17 protein-coding genes and 1 pseudogene are annotated in these 16,856 nt (G+C 72.7%); 11 read left to right on the top strand and 7 right to left on the bottom strand.

Features of this window, described 5'->3' with window-relative positions; all coding sequences use genetic code 11:
• Positions 1 to 23 precede the first annotated feature (23 nt).
• Positions 24 to 1,031, bottom strand: a complete 1,008-nt coding sequence (locus ACZ7GZ_RS08190) for an NAD-dependent epimerase/dehydratase family protein (RefSeq protein WP_471022014.1) — start codon at positions 1,029 to 1,031, stop codon at positions 24 to 26.
• Positions 1,032 to 1,615: 584 nt separating this feature from the next.
• Between ACZ7GZ_RS08190 and ACZ7GZ_RS08195 the strand changes: the two genes are divergently transcribed.
• Together ACZ7GZ_RS08195 and ACZ7GZ_RS08200 are read left to right on the top strand one after the other, a co-directional pair.
• On the top strand, positions 1,616 to 2,521 hold the full coding sequence (locus ACZ7GZ_RS08195) for a polysaccharide pyruvyl transferase family protein (protein ID WP_471022223.1): 906 nt from the start codon (positions 1,616 to 1,618) through the stop codon (positions 2,519 to 2,521).
• Positions 2,522 to 2,792: 271 nt separating this feature from the next.
• Positions 2,793 to 3,356: a hemerythrin domain-containing protein gene (locus ACZ7GZ_RS08200; protein WP_471022016.1), complete on the top strand. Its 564-nt coding sequence runs from the start codon at positions 2,793 to 2,795 to the stop codon at positions 3,354 to 3,356.
• Positions 3,357 to 3,484: 128 nt separating this feature from the next.
• Here the strand turns inward: ACZ7GZ_RS08200 and ACZ7GZ_RS08205 are convergent.
• From ACZ7GZ_RS08205 to ACZ7GZ_RS08225, 5 genes and pseudogenes are all read right to left on the bottom strand, one after another.
• A pseudogene (locus ACZ7GZ_RS08205) lies at positions 3,485 to 3,613 on the bottom strand (DUF4396 domain-containing protein); the annotation flags it as partial.
• A gap of 60 nt (positions 3,614 to 3,673) precedes the next feature.
• Positions 3,674 to 4,954: an MDR family MFS transporter gene (locus ACZ7GZ_RS08210; RefSeq protein ID WP_471022017.1), complete on the bottom strand. Its 1,281-nt coding sequence runs from the start codon at positions 4,952 to 4,954 to the stop codon at positions 3,674 to 3,676.
• The gene (locus ACZ7GZ_RS08215) at positions 4,951 to 6,081 is read right to left on the bottom strand and encodes a PLP-dependent cysteine synthase family protein (RefSeq protein ID WP_471022019.1); all 1,131 of its coding nucleotides are present in this window, start codon (positions 6,079 to 6,081) and stop codon (positions 4,951 to 4,953) included. The genes ACZ7GZ_RS08210 and ACZ7GZ_RS08215 overlap by 4 nt, the downstream gene beginning before the upstream one ends.
• A gap of 96 nt (positions 6,082 to 6,177) precedes the next feature.
• Positions 6,178 to 6,645: a hypothetical protein gene (locus ACZ7GZ_RS08220; RefSeq protein ID WP_471022020.1), complete on the bottom strand. Its 468-nt coding sequence runs from the start codon at positions 6,643 to 6,645 to the stop codon at positions 6,178 to 6,180.
• 111 nt (positions 6,646 to 6,756) lie between these two features.
• Positions 6,757 to 7,431 (bottom strand): histidine phosphatase family protein, encoded by a 675-nt coding sequence (locus tag ACZ7GZ_RS08225; protein ID WP_471022021.1) that lies wholly within the window; start codon positions 7,429 to 7,431, stop codon positions 6,757 to 6,759.
• Positions 7,432 to 7,754: 323 nt separating this feature from the next.
• Between ACZ7GZ_RS08225 and ACZ7GZ_RS08230 the strand changes: the two genes are divergently transcribed.
• The 7 genes from ACZ7GZ_RS08230 (at position 7,755) to ACZ7GZ_RS08260 (ending at position 14,020) form a co-directional block, all read left to right on the top strand.
• Complete coding sequence (locus ACZ7GZ_RS08230; protein ID WP_471022024.1) at positions 7,755 to 8,420, top strand: response regulator; 666 nt, start codon at positions 7,755 to 7,757, stop codon at positions 8,418 to 8,420.
• A complete protein-coding gene (locus ACZ7GZ_RS08235; RefSeq protein WP_471022025.1) occupies positions 8,417 to 9,523 on the top strand; it encodes a sensor histidine kinase in 1,107 nt (368 codons plus the stop codon). The genes ACZ7GZ_RS08230 and ACZ7GZ_RS08235 overlap by 4 nt, the downstream gene beginning before the upstream one ends.
• 211 nt (positions 9,524 to 9,734) lie before the next feature.
• Entirely contained in the window at positions 9,735 to 10,883 is a 1,149-nt protein-coding gene (locus tag ACZ7GZ_RS08240; protein ID WP_471022026.1) for a HoxN/HupN/NixA family nickel/cobalt transporter, read from the top strand.
• A 111-nt stretch (positions 10,884 to 10,994) separates the two neighbouring features.
• Positions 10,995 to 11,255 carry an SHOCT domain-containing protein gene (locus tag ACZ7GZ_RS08245; protein WP_471022028.1) on the top strand — a complete coding sequence of 87 codons (261 nt, stop codon included), beginning with the start codon at positions 10,995 to 10,997 and terminating at the stop codon, positions 11,253 to 11,255.
• A gap of 692 nt (positions 11,256 to 11,947) precedes the next feature.
• Positions 11,948 to 12,940 (top strand): dihydroxyacetone kinase subunit DhaK, encoded by a 993-nt coding sequence (gene dhaK / locus ACZ7GZ_RS08250; protein WP_471022029.1) that lies wholly within the window; start codon positions 11,948 to 11,950, stop codon positions 12,938 to 12,940.
• 67 nt (positions 12,941 to 13,007) lie between these two features.
• Positions 13,008 to 13,607, top strand: a complete 600-nt coding sequence (dhaL, locus tag ACZ7GZ_RS08255) for a dihydroxyacetone kinase subunit DhaL (RefSeq protein ID WP_471022030.1) — start codon at positions 13,008 to 13,010, stop codon at positions 13,605 to 13,607.
• Positions 13,608 to 13,609: 2 nt separating this feature from the next.
• Complete coding sequence (locus tag ACZ7GZ_RS08260; RefSeq protein ID WP_471022033.1) at positions 13,610 to 14,020, top strand: PTS-dependent dihydroxyacetone kinase phosphotransferase subunit DhaM; 411 nt, start codon at positions 13,610 to 13,612, stop codon at positions 14,018 to 14,020.
• Positions 14,021 to 14,042: 22 nt separating this feature from the next.
• Here the strand turns inward: ACZ7GZ_RS08260 and ACZ7GZ_RS08265 are convergent, their stop codons facing one another.
• On the bottom strand, positions 14,043 to 14,744 hold the full coding sequence (locus ACZ7GZ_RS08265) for a glycoside hydrolase family 75 protein (RefSeq protein WP_471022034.1): 702 nt from the start codon (positions 14,742 to 14,744) through the stop codon (positions 14,043 to 14,045).
• 416 nt (positions 14,745 to 15,160) lie between these two features.
• Between ACZ7GZ_RS08265 and ACZ7GZ_RS08270 the strand changes: the two genes are divergently transcribed.
• Positions 15,161 to 16,135 carry a fibronectin type III domain-containing protein gene (locus ACZ7GZ_RS08270; RefSeq protein ID WP_471022037.1) on the top strand — a complete coding sequence of 325 codons (975 nt, stop codon included), beginning with the start codon at positions 15,161 to 15,163 and terminating at the stop codon, positions 16,133 to 16,135.
• Positions 16,136 to 16,315: 180 nt separating this feature from the next.
• Positions 16,316 to 16,855, top strand: coding sequence for a hypothetical protein (locus ACZ7GZ_RS08275; protein ID WP_471022038.1), 540 nt, complete (start codon positions 16,316 to 16,318; stop codon positions 16,853 to 16,855).
• The last annotated feature ends 1 nt before the right edge of the window (position 16,856 follow it).

Here is a 16,856-nt window from a genome sequence, read left to right on the forward strand (position 1 = left end):
CCAGTGCGGCGGGCGGTCGGGGGTCAGGAGTGCGGTACCGGGTCCTCCTCCCGTGGGACCGGTTCGGCGGGCCGGGCGGCGAAGTAGGCGATGGTCTGCTTCAGGCCCTCCTCCCAGGGGACCTGCGGCGACCAGCCGAGCAGCTCGCGCGCGAGGGTGGTGTCGGGGCGGCGTCGGCCGGGGTCGTCGACGGGCCGGTCGATGAACGCGATGGGTGAGCGGGAGCCGGTGAGGGCGACCACGCGGCGGGCCAGGTCGGCGACGGTGATCTCGTCGCTGCCGCCGATGTTCACGGGCCGTACGGACCTGCTCGCGGCGACCCGGAGAATGCCGTCGACGGTGTCGTCCACGTAGCACAGGGAACGGGTCTGGCTGCCGTCGCCGGTGACGGTGACCGGCTCCCCGGCCAGGGCCTGACAGATGAAGGTGGGCACCGCGCGGCCGTCGTGGGCCCGCATGCGCGGCCCGTAGGTGTTGAACAGTCGCACGATCCCGGCGTCGGTGCCCTTGCTGCCGGCGTGCGCGGTGACCAGGGCCTCGGCGAACCGTTTGGACTCGTCGTACACACTGCGCGGGCCGATCGGGTTGACGTTGCCCCAGTAGCCCTCGTGCTGCGGGTGCACCAGCGGATCGCCGTAGACCTCCGAGGTGGAGGCGAGCAGGAGACGCGCGCCGTCGCGTTCGGCGATCGCGAGCGCGTTGCGGGTGCCGAGGCTGCCGACGTCCAGGGTCTCCAGCGGCAGGCGCAGGTAGTCGGCGGGCGAGGCCGGACAGGCGAAGTGCAGGACCAGGTCGTACGGCCCCGGCAGCGACTCCACGCAGTCGGGGTCGGAGACGTCGCAGTGCACGTACCGGAAACCGGGCCGGTCCTCGAGCTGGGTGACGTTCTCGCGCCGGCCGCAGGCGAGGTTGTCGGCGCAGTCGACTTCGACGCCCGAATCCAGCAGGCTCTCGCACAGATGGGAGCCGAGGAAGCCGGCGCCGCCGGTCACGAGGGCGTGCCGCCAGGAAATCGGTGTGTCACCAGTCATGGGGCCATTCCTTCGTCCACGTCGTCGCGCCCGTGGAACGCTCCTGGCTGGGCTGTCGCAACGCTCCTGCCTGGGCGTTCGGCGCGTACCGCGTCGCCGGGCCGACCTCGTCGGCCCGCTGGGGGTGCATGGAGAGAAAAGGGGGGAGAGAAATCAGGACAGGGCACCGGTCCCGCTGGTCCGGAGGACCGCCCTGCTCGGCCGCCGTTGGCTGGACGGCACTGGCAGGAGTTCCCGTGCCAGTTGGTTTCACACGTTGGATTCTTATTGTCCGGAAGCAGGGGTACTCGCGCGACTCCGGCGGTGGTCACGCGGGAGGGAAGGCGGGGGGAGGTGCCTTCACGGACGGGTTGCTGGGGCCGCGGAGGGGTCCGAAGAGGTTCGGAGGGAGCCGGAAAGGCAGCGTCGGGAGACGGCCGGGGACGGCCGGAGAGGTCTTCGAGAGGTCCGGGGTGCCGGAGAGGTGCCGGAGAGGGTCTCGGCAGCTGCGGGGGAAGCCGGGGAGAGGGCCGGACAAGGACCCGGGAGGGACTCGGAGAGCTCCGGGGAGGGCCGGCACAGGCAGGAGAGGGCTGGTGAGGAACATGGACGACGACCTCACGGCCGGCTTGCTGCGCGTGGTGCGCGGGTCCGGCCGGCCACCCGGGCGGGTTCTGCTGACGGGCTGGTTCAGCTTCCGGGACGGGGAGGCGACGGCCGGGGACACGCTGGCGCAGCGGCAGGCGTCGGCCGTACTGACCCTGGCCGGTATCCCGCACGACACGGCGTGGAGCCCCGGCTTCCGTCCCGGCGCGCTGTCCTTGGAGGCGGCGCGACCGGAGGCGTACGACACCGTGCTCTTCGTGTGCGGTCCGGTGCACGGGCCGCAAGTCGCCGGGCTCCATGCCAGGTTCGGGAGCTGTCGGCGACTCGCCGCCGGCGTCTCGGTCGTCGATCCGGCGGATCCCGCGGCCACCGGTTTCCATGAGATCGTCGCCCGGGACGGCACCGCGGCCCCGGCCCGGCACGACCTCGCGGCCGCGGCCCCGGCGGGCCCGCTACCACCCGTGGCCGGGGTGCTGCTCTCCCGGGGGCAGGGCGAGTACGGCGCGCGCCGCCGGCACGAGGAGGTCAACCCGCGGCTCACCCGCTGGCTGGCCGGGAAGGACTGCGCGCGGGTGCCGGCCGACACCCGGCTGGCCACGGACGACTGGCGGCTGTGCGCGACGGCCGAGCAGTTCCTCGCCCTGGTCTCCCGGTTCGACGTCGTCGTCACCACCCGGCTGCACGGCCTGGTGCTGGCCCTGCGCACCGGTACCCCGGTGATCGCCGTGGACCCGGTCGCGGGCGGTGCCAAGGTCAGCGCCCAGGCGCGGGCGGTGGGCTGGCCGGCGCTGGTGGACGCGGGGGCGCTCGAGGAGGAGTTGCTGGACCACTGGTGGCGGTGGACGCTGTCGCAGGCGGGCCGGACGGCCGCGGCGCGCCACTCGAAGCGCCGACCCGGCGCCTGACCGGGCACAGCCGGCCGAGTCGCACCGGACGGCCACGGCCCGTTAACCCGACGCGCAGGCCTGACCACTGCCCGAGCCGGGCTGCACGGCCACGGGCCGTTCGCTCGATACGCGCACCCGGCGGCTACCCGCGCGGCCGGACGGCCGTACCCAGCCACCCGATGCGCTGACCCGGCGCGGGCGGGCCGTGTAGCGCGCCGCGCGCGGGGCACTCGGCGCGACGACGGCAGGCCGCGATGGGCCGCCGCGATGTCTCGCAGGAGGTAACGACATGGGTCACGGCGGAAACGTCATCCAGGAGCTGACGACCGACCACCGCGAGGTCGAGGAGATCTTCGGTCGTATCGAGGCGCTGCCGCCCGGCTCCAAGGACCGCAAGGATCTCGCCGACCAGGCCACGATCGAGCTGGTGCGCCACTCGGTCGCGGAGGAGGCCTATCTGTACCCGGCGGTGCGCGAGCACATCTCCGGTGGGGACGCCCTGGCCGACAAGGAACTCGAGGATCACGCCAAGGCCGAACAGATCATGAAGGACCTGGAGGGCATGCAGGCGGACGATCCGCAGTTCGACACGCTGATGGCGCAGCTGATGAGTGAGATCCGCTCGCATGTGACGGACGAGGAGCAGAACCTCTTCCCGCGGCTGGAGGCCGCCTGTCCGGCCGACGCGCTGATGGAGCTGGGCGACAAGGTGCGCCGGGCGAAGAAGACGGCCCCCACCCGCCCGCACCCGTCCGCACCGGACACTCCCCCGGCCAACAAACTCCTGGCCCCGGGCACCGGCCTGGTGGACCGCATGCGCGACGCGCTGACGGGTCGGGGCAAGAAGAGCTGAGAGCAGGGGCGGCGACGGTAGGGCAGCGTCGGGTCAAGGGGGGAGGGGCACGCAGAGGTGCCCTCGTGCGCTGGTACTCCCCCGGCCCGGCGGAGGATCGGAGCGGTCCGCCGGGGCCGTATCCAAGGCGCGTCCATGGCGCCGGGCACGCCCACGATGACGGTGTCGTCGACCAGTTCCATCACGGCGATGGACACCGTGTCCGCGGCCAGGGTGACCTTCAGCGCCCGGCGGGCCGGAATCCCGTCGCGCGGTACACGGGTGTTCCGCGGCCACGGCCGGCGAGGGTCAGGTACCGCCGTCAGGCCGGTTCCCCGTCACGAGGCAACCGCCGTGAGGGTCCGCTCGGGTCGCGCCGTCAACCGGCCTGAGCGCGCCAACAGCCCCACGCAACCGGCGCAGATGCCGCCCGTCGCCGCGAGCGCCCACCAGGTCAGTTCGGGGCGTCCCAGGCGGTCGGCAGCGTCCCAGAGGGCACCGGTGGCCAGGTTGCCCAGCGTGATGCCCAGGCCGGCGACGGTGTTGTACAGGCCGTAGTGGGTGGCGACCAGGCGTCCGCCCGCGAGGGAGACGACGGTGTCCATCTCGAAGGGGTAGACCATCGCGGTACCCAGTCCCAGCACGGTGACCGCCGCGAGGAGTGGCGTCAGCGCCGTGGCCCAGGCCAGTGGGCCCGAAGCCCGGGTGACCGGCGTGGTCCCGAGCAGCAGGGGCAGAAAGGCCGCGCCCATGAGTGTGATGCCGTACACGATGGCGCGCTGGGACGACCAGTGGGCCTTGGCCCAGGCGGTGATCTTCAGCTGGCCGGCCACGGCGACCGTGGCCGAGACCGCGAACAGCGCCGTGGTCACCGCGTCGCCGCTGCCCGGGGCGGCGCGGTGCGCCTGCAGCGGCAACGCCAGGTACACCTGGAAGGACAGGACGTACGAGCCGATCATGGCGAGGGAGAAGAGGAGGAACGGGCGGTTGGCGACGACCGTGCGCCAGTCGGCCAGCACGCCGTCGGGCTCGGTCTGCGACGCACCCGTGCGGACCGGCAGCAGGCGCAGCTGGATCAGCGTCAGCGCCAGGAACAGCATCGCGGCCACCGAGCAGATGAGCCGGAAGTCGGCGGCCAGCAGGGCGAGCCCCACCAGGGGGCCGACGAACATCCCGGCCTGGTAGAAGACGTTGAAGGCCGCGAACGCCTCCACGCGGCGCTCCCCCGCCTCCTCGGCCAGACAGGCGCGCACCGCGGGGTTGAACAGCGCGCCGGCGAAGCCGGTCGCCGCCGACGCCACGACGAGCGCGGGAAGCGAGCCGACGCAGCCCAGCAGGGCGAAGCCGACCGTCCGCAGCACGCACCCGGTCATGATCACGGGCTTGTAGCCGAGCCGGTCGGCGAGCGTGCCGCCGAAGAGGAACATGCCCTGCTGGGTGAAGTTGCGCACCCCGAGCACCAGCCCGACCGACCAGGCGGCCAGGCCCAGGCCGTCCGCGAGGTGCACGGCCAGATAGGGCATCAGCATGTAGAAGGCCGTGTTGATGGCGAACTGCTGGACCATCAGCAGCCGGACACAGCCGTTGAACGAACGGTACTGCGCGGCAAGGGACTTCATCGCACCGCTCCCTCGGGCGCGGTGACGGTCGTGCAGCGGGTCCAGCGCTCCACCGCGCACGCGCCCGGGTGGGTGATCTCGTCCGGCTCGGATGCCGGGGAGCGACGCAGCAGGCCGTGCCGGCGGCAGTAGTCGTCGCTGTAGACCGTGTCCCAGTAGCGGTGCACACCGTCGGGGAAGACGGCAGCGATCCTGGTCCGCTCCGGCTCGGTACGGGCCAGCCAGTTCGCCACGAGTGCCACGGCGCCCACGCTCCAGCCGCCGCTGGCACAGTGGCCGCGGGCCAGCCGCCGGGAGGCCCACACCGCCTCTTCCGGGGCCACCCAGTGCACTTCGTCGAAGGCGGCGTGGTCGACGTTTCCCGGGTGGATGCTGCTGCCCAGGCCGCGCATCAGGCGGGGGCCTGCGGGCTGGCCGAAGACGCTGGAGTGCACCGAGTCGACGCCGACGAGCTTGAGCTGCGGGTTGAAGGCGCGCAGAGTGCGCGCGACGCCGGCCGAGTGGCCACCGGTACCGACGGCCGCGACCAGGACGTCGACCCGTCCGAGCTGGACGACGAGTTCCAGGGCCAGGGAGGCGTAGGCGGCGACGTTGTCGGGGTTGTTGTACTGGTCGGGGCACCAGGCGGACGGCGTGCGGGCCAGCAGCTCGCGCACGCGCCGGCGGCGTGCCTCCTGCCAGCCGCCCCGGGAGGCGGGCTCGGTGACCACGTCCAGGTGCGCTCCCAGCGCGCGCAACTGGTGCACCATCAACGGCTCCATGCCGGGATCCGACACGAGGGTGACCGGATGGCCGTAGGTGATGCCGGCCAGGGCCAGGCCGAGACCGAGGGTGCCGCTGGTGGACTCAAGGATCGGGGCGCCCGGCGCGAGGTCGCCCCGCTCTCGTGCGGCGTCGACCATGTGAAGGGCCGCGCGGTCCTTGATTCCTCCGGGGTTGGCGCCCTCCAGCTTGGCCCAGAAGCCGCGGCCCGCGGGGTTGAAGGGCTCCCCGACCCACAGGACAGGGGTGTTGCCGACCATGCCGGCCGGTGACCGGCGGGGCGCTCGCACCGGTTCGGGAAGGTCGTGTGCCGCGAGGAAGGACGTGACGTCGGGTGAGGCGACGCGGCGCAGGGCGGTGCTCATGGTGGGGTCCTCCCGTGGCTCCGCTGCCGCGGGAACCACGTGTCTGACGTACGGGTGGAAGTGCCGGAGGGCCCGGCGTTCTGCCGGGCGGCACCGTCACGTACGGCTGACGCAGACGAGGTCGAGCAGAGGGGAGCCGCAGAGGGTGGCTACGGGCCCCGGACTCGCTCGCCCCGGCAGGGCACCCGGCGTAAGGGGGTCCACGGCGCGACGACGCGAAAAGAGCAGTGCGAGCAGCATGGACGCGAGGAGCACGGCCCCTGCCGTGGCGCGCGGACCGGCAGGCAGGTCCGCGGGATCGCAGCACACGCTGCCGTGCCCGGGGTGTTCGGACGCTCCGTGACCCGGGTCGCCGTCGTCCGCCGCCTCCGGGACGGACCGCGGCAGGCCCGCTCCGGCCACCTCGTGCGGCGCGGACGCGGCCACCGGTGCGTCACGCGCGTGGTCGTCGGCAAGGTGCCCGGCACACGCGACGGCGTGGGCCAGGAGCAGCAGCACCAGTCCCAGGAGGAGGGCGAGGGCCGGCTTGCGCACCGCCGCGCGGCCGGCAGATTCCCGCAGCATGCGACAGATGGTAAACGGGCGATCACGGTCCGACTGCTTCTGCCACGCATCAGTGGAAGACGAGTGTCGGGCAGTCTCCCGGTCACGCCCGCGGCATGTGCGGCTACCTGGTCAGGGGTGTCCCACCAGGGGCGGGCACAGGTGCCGACAGGGCTGCGCCGCGTGCCGGCCGGTGGTGCGCCCGGGCCTCGTCGGCCCGGTGCCGGGCGCGGTCGGACGCCGGCCGTCGCTCGGTGCGCGGAACATGGTGGCCGGCCGAATGCTCCAGAGGTCACCGCGACGCGTGAGGCAGACGGCGTGCTGGGGCGATATCGGCAGGTGCCAGAAGGCTCGTGCGGGTGCGGACAGGGCGTGGACGAGGAGGGCCCGCCAGACGGCCGGTTCGGCGATGGCCAGGGCGTGGCCGGTGTCGGGAGGCAGGCCGGTGAGCCAGAGCGCGGTCCGCTGGCAGAGCTGGCGTATGGTTTCGCCGCCGTGGGGTGCCGCATCCGGGTCGGTGACCCAGACGCTGTATCCGCAGGGGTCTGCGGCGACGATGTCGGCCGCGGTGCGGCCGCGCCATGCGCCGTAGTCCAGGTCGCGCAGTGCGGGCTCCGCCGTGGCCTTCAGCGCGAGCGCTGCGACGGTCCGTGCACAGCGGGTCGTGGGCGACCGCACGGCCGACATGTCGGGGCCAGGCGTCGGCAGGACGGTGCTTGCCCCGTCGAGGTCGCAGTCACTGGGCAGAGCGTGCCCGAAGGCTGCGTCTGCGGAGTGTGCGCACACAAGTGTCAGGCTGATCGTCATGCGGCTGCCCTCCTCGTGTGGCCCGGCGTGACGCCGCCGGGACGCGACACCGCCACGTCGATGCCGCTCTGCCGTCGTGCCGGCCTCTTGCGGCGGCGGCCGGCGATCCACCGCCGCCGGGGCCGCCTCGGTCCGGCTCGTTGCGTTCCACGTTCTCCAGGGTTCGCGCACCCTGTTGCCGTAACCATCCGGCAGCAGGCCGGAGCGTCCCCGCCGACCGGCCGGCCCTGACCCCGCCAGCTGGCCGGTCATCCGTCTCGGGGAGCGGGGCGCTGCTCGGCGTGGTACGACGGACGGTGATCCGACGGCGAGTGGGAGCGTGGGTGGTCCGGGTACTGGTGGTCGACGACGAGGCCCTGATCCGTACGGGCTTCCGGTGCATCCTGGACGCCGCGGAGGATCTCGAGGTCGTGGCGGCGGTTCCCGGCGGGGAGGCGGTACGGACGGCGCGGGAGACGCGCCCGGACGTCGTACTGCTGGACATCCGCATGCCGGATGTGGACGGACTGTCCGTCCTGGCCGAGTTGCGCCGGCTGCCGCAGCCTCCGGTGGTGGCCATGCTCACGACGTTCGACATGGACGAGTACGTGGCCACGGCCCTGCGCTGCGGGGCGGCGGGCTTCCTGCTCAAGGACACCGACCCGGAGCAGCTGCCGTTCCTCGTGCGCGCCCTGGCCGACGGGGGGACCGTCCTGTCGTCCAAGATCACGCGGACCGTCGTGGACGGATACCTCGAGGCGAGCTGCCAGGGGACCGCCGCCCGCGGCCTGGACCGGCTGACCGAACGCGAACGCGCCGTGCTCGTCCTGATCGCCGAGGGACTGTCCAACGCGGACATCGCCACCCGGATGCACCTGGGCACCGGCACGGTGAAGGACCATGTGAGCGCCATCCTCACCAAGCTGGAGGTGGGCAGCCGCGTCCAGGCAGCCCTGGTCGCCGAACGCGCCGGACTCCTCAGACCGCCCCGACACCTGGAGCCGGGATGATGCCCCGCCGCCTGGCCGGCGCACTGCGTGATGCCGGCTTCGTCGGCGCCGCACTGCTGGACGTCTGGGTGCACGTCGGCGCGGACGAGCCGCTGCGCATGGGCCTGGCCCTGGCCGCTGCCTGCCTGCTTCTGCTGCGCCGGCGCCGGCCGCTGCCGATCTTCCTGCTCACCTTGCCCGCCGTCCTGCTGTCGGACGCGACCTTCGCCGCTCTGGCGGCGCTGTACACCCTGGCCACGCGCACCCGGAGGCGGATGCTGCTGGCCGTGTGCGCCATGGCCTACACACTCTGCGACATGACCTCTTGGTCGCCGCCGCCGCACCTGGATCTGGCGACCGCCTCGGCGTTGATCACTCTGGGGTACACCGCGGCGACGGCCGCGGCCCCCGTCTTCCTGGGCCAGCTGGTCCAGGCCCGGTGTGATCTGTCGCTGCGGCTGGCCGAGATCTCGCGGGCCCGGGACCACGAGCGACGGCTGAGCGCACAGGCCGTCCTGGCCGAGGAGCGCGCGCAGCTGGCACGCGAGATGCATGACGTGGTCGCCCACCAGGTGAGCCTGATCTCGGTGCGGGCGGGTGCGCTGCAGGTCGCCACGCAGGACGCCGGAGCGAGGGAAGCGGCGGCCACCATCCGGCGACTGAGTGTGCAGACCCTCGACGAACTGCGGCACATGGTCAACGTCCTGCGTGACTCCCGCAGCCGCCCCAGGGAACTCACTCCACAGCCCTCCCTGGCCGACCTGCGGCGGCTGATCGACGCCAGCGGTATCGACACCGACCTGACGACGGATCTGCCCGCCGACCTTTCGCCGGCTCTGCAGCGCGCCGTCTACCGGACCGTCCAGGAAGCGCTGACCAACGTACGCAAACACGCGCCCGGAGCCACCGCCACCGTACGCGCCTGCTGCAAGGGTGACGCCGTTCGTGTCACGGTCGGCAACACCGCGCCGACCCGGCCCGCCCTGCCCCTGCCCAGTGCGCACTACGGCCTGGTCGCCCTGCGGCAGCGCGCGGCCCTCCTCGGCGGCACCGTCACGTTCGGGCCCACCGGTGACGGCGGCTGGGAGGTTCTCCTGGAACTGCCGGTCGAGCCGGCATCGTGACCGGCGGCCATCGCCCTGATCGATGGGACCGGACCGGGGACGTGCTGTTTCCGCCGGTCACCGTGGCCACCGCGGCGGTCCGGACAGCGATCCGGACCAGGGTCGATTCCCAACCCGGGGAGAAGGCAGCCCCTCTTACTGCATAAGATTCGCATCTGGAGCATCAGCGCAGTAAGGCATGGCCCCCGACATCGTCCCGAGAGAGCCGCCCATGAGCACGACCGCCACGTCCGTCCGGCCGAACCGACGGTTCGACCGGGGCGAGATACGACGCCTGGTGGCGATGTACGGCTTCGTGGCCGCGCTGCACGTCGCGGGCTTCGGCCTCTTCGCCTACTACAACGCCCGGTACCACGGCCTCGCCGACAGCCAGGGCACGCTCCTGTATGCCGGGGCGGCCGGACTCGCGTACACCCTCGGAATGCGCCACGCATTCGACGCCGACCACATCTCGGCGATCGACGACACCACCCGCTACCTGCTGCAGAAGGGCAAGCGTCCGCTCGGACTGGGGCTGGCGTTCTCGCTCGGCCACTCGTCGGTCGTGTTCGGCCTGTCCCTGGGCATCGCCTTCGCCGCGCAGGCGGCGAACCGCTTCCAGGCCGGCTTCGCCGAGGTCGGCGGGGTGATCGGCACGCTGGTCTCCGGTGTGTTCCTCTACGCCATCGCCGCCATGAACCTGGCCGTGCTGCGCGGTATCTTCCGCACCTGGCGGGAGGCGAAGCAGGGTCGCCACCAGCCTGAGGAACTGGAGCAGCTGCTGTCCGACCGCGGCTTGATGAACCGGGTCTTCAAGGGCCGCTACAACAAGCTCATCGAGCACAGCTGGCAGCTCTACTTCGTGGGCCTCCTCTTCGGCCTGGGCTTCGACACCGCCACCCAGGTCGGGGCGCTGGGCCTCGCGGCGGGTTCGGCCGCGGACGGCACGCTGCCACCGCTCGCGATCATCGCCCTGCCGCTGATCTTCGCCGCCGGCATGAGCCTGATGGACACCACCGACGGCGTCTTCATGGCGAAGGCATACGAGTGGTCGTTCTCGAACCCGGTGCGCAAGATCTACTACAACCTCACCATGACCGGCCTGTCGATCTTCGTGGCGTTCGTCGTCGGCACGGTCGAGCTGGTCTCCCTGCTCGCGGAGCGGCTCGGCGCGGCCGACCGCGCGCCCTGGTCATGGCTGGCCGCCGTCGACCTCAACACCATCGGCATCGTCATCGTGGTCACCTTCCTGGTGACCTGGATCGGCGCCGTCGCGCTGTGGAAGACGCGCCGCTACGACGAGCGGTATCCCGCACACCCAAGCCTCCCGGCCACGTCCTCGACACACTCCCCTCCCTCGCCTTCCCCTGACCACGGCTGACCGCGGCAGCCGGTCGCGTCCGGCGCCGTGACCGCCCCGAAGAGCCCTGGCACGGGGACCGGCCCGGACGGACAATGAGGTGTGGGATGCCTCCTGGGGAGGTGAGCTGCGGTGATGTACTGGGACGGCGGCTGGGTCTGGATGGCGTTCATGCCGCTGCTGTGGATCGCGCTGATCGGGCTGGCGGTCTGGGCCGTGGTCCACCTGACACGGCACCCGGCCGGTCGCGGTGACGGCTCGGATCGTGGGTGGACGCACAGGGAGACACCGGAGGAGATCCTCGACCGGCGCTTCGCCTCCGGCGAGATCGACGCGGACGCCTACCACGAGGCCCGCAAACACCTCGCCGCCCACCGCCCGGGACCCAGGTGAACCGACCGCCCCCGAACCGGAGAGTGGTCGCCCGCGTTCATCGTTGTTCTGGTCGTGCGCATGACGGTGGCATGTGCCGAAACGCACCCGAATCACGCTCGGCGCGGACACGCGTCGACCACGGACGGCTCGATGCAGCGGCCAGGGATCGGTTCAACCGGGCACCCACCCGCAACAGGCCGGGCCCGTCAGGAAAGTCCCTTCCCTCGCAGGCGGTTGTCGACGCGCTGACGCAGAAGACGCTCTCGAACCAGGACGCCGTCTACGCGTAACCGCTTGGCGCCACATCGGCGAAGCGCACGACGGCAGGCCGCCCGGAGGCGGCGCCCGTGGCCCTGGAGGGGCGCCGTCGACAGCGGCAGTCCACACGGCCACCAGCCGCAGATGGCCCCGGGCACGGTGGGTCGACCGGGCGCTACGCACCGTAAAGCCGCACTGCCGCAGGTGACCTTCGGTGCCGCAAGGTCGATACTGCCAATAGGCGGGACGGGCTGCCACCTCCACCAGATGGCCGCCAACACCTGACGCCCCGTCACCGAAGTCAGTGTCGAGTCAGCGAAAGCCCGCCACGACCCGCCTCCGACCGCAACGGACCGCAACCGAACCACCCAGATCAAAAATCGCCCTCTGTGCCGGTGACCTGCCAAGACACAGGTTTTGCGCCCCAGTGCTACGTTCACGAGGAGATACCCATGAGGATGCTGATCAACGTGCCGGAGACCGTCGTGGCGGACGCGCTGCGCGGGATGGCGGCCGCGTATCCGGACCTGACCGTGGACGTGGAGAACCGGGTGATCGTCCGCCGGGACGCCCCGGTGGCCGGGCAGGTCGCGCTGGTGTCCGGCGGCGGGTCGGGGCATGAGCCGCTGCACGGCGGGTTCGTCGGCCCGGGCATGCTCTCCGCCGCCTGCCCCGGAGAGGTGTTCACCTCGCCCGTACCGGACCAGATGGCGCGCGCCGCGGCCGCCGTGGACAGCGGCGCCGGAGTGCTGTTCATCGTGAAGAACTACACGGGCGACGTGCTCAACTTCGACATGGCGGCCGAACTCGCCGAGGACGAGGGCATCCAGATCGCCAAGGTGCTCGTCAACGACGACGTGGCCGTCACCGACAGCCTCTACACCGCCGGCCGGCGCGGCACCGGTGCGACCCTGTTCGTGGAGAAGATCGCGGGCGCCGCCGCGGCCGAGGGGCAGCCGCTGGAACGCGTGGAGGCCCTCGGGCGCCAGGTGAACGAGAACGCGCGCAGTTTCGGCGTGGCCCTCAGCGCCTGCACGACCCCGGCAAAGGGCAGCCCGACCTTCGAACTACCGGACGGCGAGCTGGAGTTGGGCATCGGCATCCACGGTGAGCCGGGCCGGGAGCGGCGGCCGATGATGACCTCCGGGGAGATCGCCGACTTCGCTGTGAACGCGATCCTGGAGGACATGCCCCCGCGCAACCCCGTGCTGGTGCTGGTCAACGGGATGGGCGCCACCCCGCTGCTGGAGCTGTTCGGTTTCAACGCCGAGGTGCAGCGGGTGCTGCGCGAGCGCGGCGTCGCGGTGGCCCGCACGCTCGTCGGCAACTACGTCACGTCCCTGGACATGGCGGGCGCGTCGGTGACGCTCTGTCAGGCCGACGAGGAGCTGTTGCGGTTGTGGGACGCGCCGGTGAAGACCCCGGCGCTGCGCTGGGGGATGTGATACGGCGGACGAGGCGACCCTCACCCGTGGCACGCCGGTCATCATTCCTACCACGCAAGGAGATCCAGTGCTCGACGCCGACTTCTTCCGCCGTTGGATGGCGGCGACCGCCGCATCCGTCGACCGCGAGGCGGAGCGGCTCACCGCCCTCGACTCGGCCATCGGGGACGCCGATCACGGCAGCAATCTCCAGCGCGGCTTCACGGCCGTGCGGACCGCCCTGGAGAAGGACGTGCCGGACACCCCGGGTGCCGTACTGACCCTCGCCGGGCGGCAGCTCATCTCGACGGTCGGCGGCGCGTCCGGGCCGCTGTACGGCACCCTGCTGCGCCGGACCGGCAAGGCGCTCGGCGATGCCGCCGAGGTCAGCGCGGAGGAGCTGGCCGAGGCACTGCGCGCGGGTGTGGACGGGGTGATGGCGCTCGGCGGGGCGGCCCCCGGCGACAAGACCATGATCGACGCCCTGGTCCCGGCCGTGGACGCGCTCGGTGACGGCTTCGCCGCCGCGCGGGCCGCCGCCGAGGCGGGCGCGGTGGCCACCACGCCGCTGCAGGCCCGCAAGGGCCGGGCGAGTTATCTCGGCGAGCGCAGCATCGGCCACCAGGATCCGGGCGCGACCTCGTCGGCGCTGCTGATCGCCGCGATGGAAGAAGCGGCGGAGGGCTGACGGTGAGTGACGAGAAGCTGGTCGGGATCGTGCTGGTCTCGCACAGTGCGGAGGTGGCCGCCTCGGTCGCCGAGCTGGCGAAGGGGCTGGCGGGCGGGGCCATGGCGGTGCCCGTGGCCCCGGCCGGCGGCACCGAGGGCGGTGGGCTCGGCACCAGCGCCGAGCTGATCTCCGCCGCGGCGGCCTCGGTCGACCGGGGCGCCGGGGTGGCGCTGCTCACCGATCTCGGCAGTGCCGTGCTCACCGTGAAGGCGCTGATCGCCGAGGGCGACGAACTGCCGGACGGGTCACGGCTGGTGGACGCGCCCTTCGTGGAGGGCGCGGTGGCCGCCGTGGTCACCGCCGCCACCGGCGCCGACCTGGACGCGGTCGAGGCCGCGGCGAGGGAGGCGTACGGCTACCGCAAGGTCTGACCGCTCCACGGGGACGCGCTGGTCACCTGTCCGCGACGAACAGTCTGGCCAGCCGCGCTCCGGCGGCCGCCGCCGCGGCGTCGTCCTCGATGTGGTCCACGCGCGAGTTCCTGAAGATGATGTAGGTGACACCGGAGGGCGCCCCGCCGCCGCGCGGGTCGGCCCGGATGCCGAGGCGCCGGGCGGTGGCATAGGAGGCCTCGCCGATGACGTCGCGCGGACCGGTGTCGCCGACCACGGCGTACTGCACCCGGCCCCGGTAGACGACGGCGGCGATGGAGCCGCCGCGTACGCCGTCCTTGTGGGGGTTCCACATACGGCTGGGGGCCGGCACGACGATGTAGGGCAGGGTCTCGGCGTTCAGATGGCGGCCGTCGGACTGCTCGTAGGCGGTCGCGTCGGCGAACTGCGGGTCGGTGCGGCGGTTGCACCGGGTGGTGGACTGCCCGTCGCAGTCGATATCCAGGTCGGCCTTCCAGTAGACGGCGTCCCGGGTGCCGCAGACGGGGACGTTCGCGGGGCTGTCGGTGTCGGTGCGGTACCGGCCCCGGGAGATCTGGTGACACTCTCCAAGGCGGGCCAGCAGATCGGTGGCGGCCACGGCGCCCCCACCGCGGGACATGGACCGTTCCCCGGGTGGGAGGGCGACCGCCGGGACGGGCAGCGCAGCCGGGGCGAGCAAAGTGGCGCCGGCGACGGCCAGCGTCAAGGACGGGACACGCACGATGAGGACCCTCTCGACGGGGACGGGCGGACATCCAGCACACTGTGGTGCCGGTACACGGCCCCGGCTGTCCGGGCCACTCCGAAGCGGCCGGATGGAGCACGCTTATGACACCCCGTGAGGGACAACTCCACCAACTGGGCCAATGGGCGGCGACAACAGGGGCCGGGGATCCGGGCCGAAGCCGGTCCGGATCCCCCGGCCACCCGCGCCGGCGCGGGTTCGGCGACGACAGCGTGTCCGCGCCACAGGCATGAACTCCCCTGCCCTCTCGGGTAGTTCAGCCGTAGGTGGCTCAGCATACGTAACACCCCCGGCCGCCACCACCGCGGCCCTCTTGCCACCCCCGCACCCGCCGCGCCATATTGGTCCGGACCTTTGCGTGACGCCGACGCCGTCCCCGGGGAGGCAGAGCCGTGCGACGCGTTCCCTGGCCGCTCGTCCCGGTCTGCGGGGCCCTGCTGCTGGTCGCGGCCTGTGGCGGGAACCGGGCCGCCGACGGCGACGAGGGCCGGGCGCCGGGTCCTCCGACCGGGGTCACCGCGCGGGCGGGCAGCGCCACGAGCGTGCACGTCATGTGGAACGCGGTGCCGGACGGACCCGGCATCCGTTCCTACGATGTGTATCGCGGCACCACAAGGGTGGAGGAAGTGCCGGGCGCGCAGCACATGGTGGACGTCACCAGGCTCAGGCCGTCCACCCTGTATGCCTTCACCGTGCGGGCCCGGGACGCCGAGGGCCGGCTCGGCCCGCCGAGCCTGGCGGTGCGGGCACGCACACCGGCCAGGATCGCGGCGGACCGCTCGGCGCCGACCCGGCCGTCGGGACCCGCCGGGCGGACCGTCGGCAGCCGCGCGGTCCAGCTGTCCTGGGGTGCCTCCCGGGACGACCGGGGCGTGGTGTCGTACGACGTGTACCAGAGCGGGACGAAGATCCACAGCGTCGGCGGGAACCAGACCGCGACCGTGGTGACCGGACTGCGCCCCGGCACCGGCTATGTGTTCACGGTGCGGGCCCGCGACGCCGCCGACAACCTCTCCCCCGCGAGCGCCCCGGTGCGCCTCACCACGCCGGGCACCGACGACGGCCGGAACACCGCGCCCACCGGCTTCACCACGACGACCCACCGGGCAGGCGGGGCGTACTACCTCGACCTGTCCTGGGACCCGCCGCGCGTGGACGGAGTGATCACCGAGTACCAGATCCGGCTCGACGACGCCTCGGCCACCTCGCTGGTGTGGGGTGGCACGCCCCCGCGCGGACGGGCCGGCTACACCTTCTACGTCGGGCGGAGCGCGGGCGAGGAGCACCGGGTGCGGCTGCGGGCACGGCTGCCGGACGGCACCTGGGGCGGCTGGTCGGCGCAGCGGACGGTGACCACGGGCGGCTGACGGGCGCATCCCCACGGCGTGTCACCTTGCGCCGGACGGAGGAAACCGTCACCTGGCCGGGTGTCTCCCGGGTGCGGGCGGGCCCGTGGCCGCGTTGGCTGCTGCCCAGGCAGCACGGACGCTTCCCGACCCCGGCGGCGCATGGGACGTACCGCCAACCGTGCCGCCGGAGGCCAGCCCATGCACACCTCGCGACTCCTCGTCCGCTCCGGTCTGTTCCTGGCGTCCGCCGCGGCGCTCCCCACCGCCCTGGCCGGCCCGTCCGCCGCGGTCTCGGGCATCTCCGTCAGCACCACCGGGTCCACCGTCTCGGTGGTCACCAGCGCCTGCACCCAGATCAACGGCAGCTGGGGCACCGCGGCCCTGCTCGGCAGCCGGCAGGCGAACTTCGCCCAGGGCCGCCAGGTGGCCCTGTCGGGTACGACCATCAGCCAGTCCGCGGCCTGGTCGGGAGTGAGCCCGGGGACGTACACCGTGGTCGTGGTCTGCTCCAGCGGCAGCACGGCGGGCACCCAGTCGGTGATCGTCTCGGCGCCCTCGGCGCCGACGATCTCGTCGACGTCCACGCCGGCGCCCTCCCGGGGCGTGATGGGTGGCGCGGGCGGCGCCACCCGGGACTACGGCTCCCTGACGCTGGGCGTCGGCGGGGCCCTGGTCGGCGCCGGAATGATCGCCACGGGCTGGTATCTGCGCCGGCGTTCGCGGCCGTACCGGCTCTGAG

The organism is Streptomyces sp. NPDC037288 (assembly GCF_055603265.1).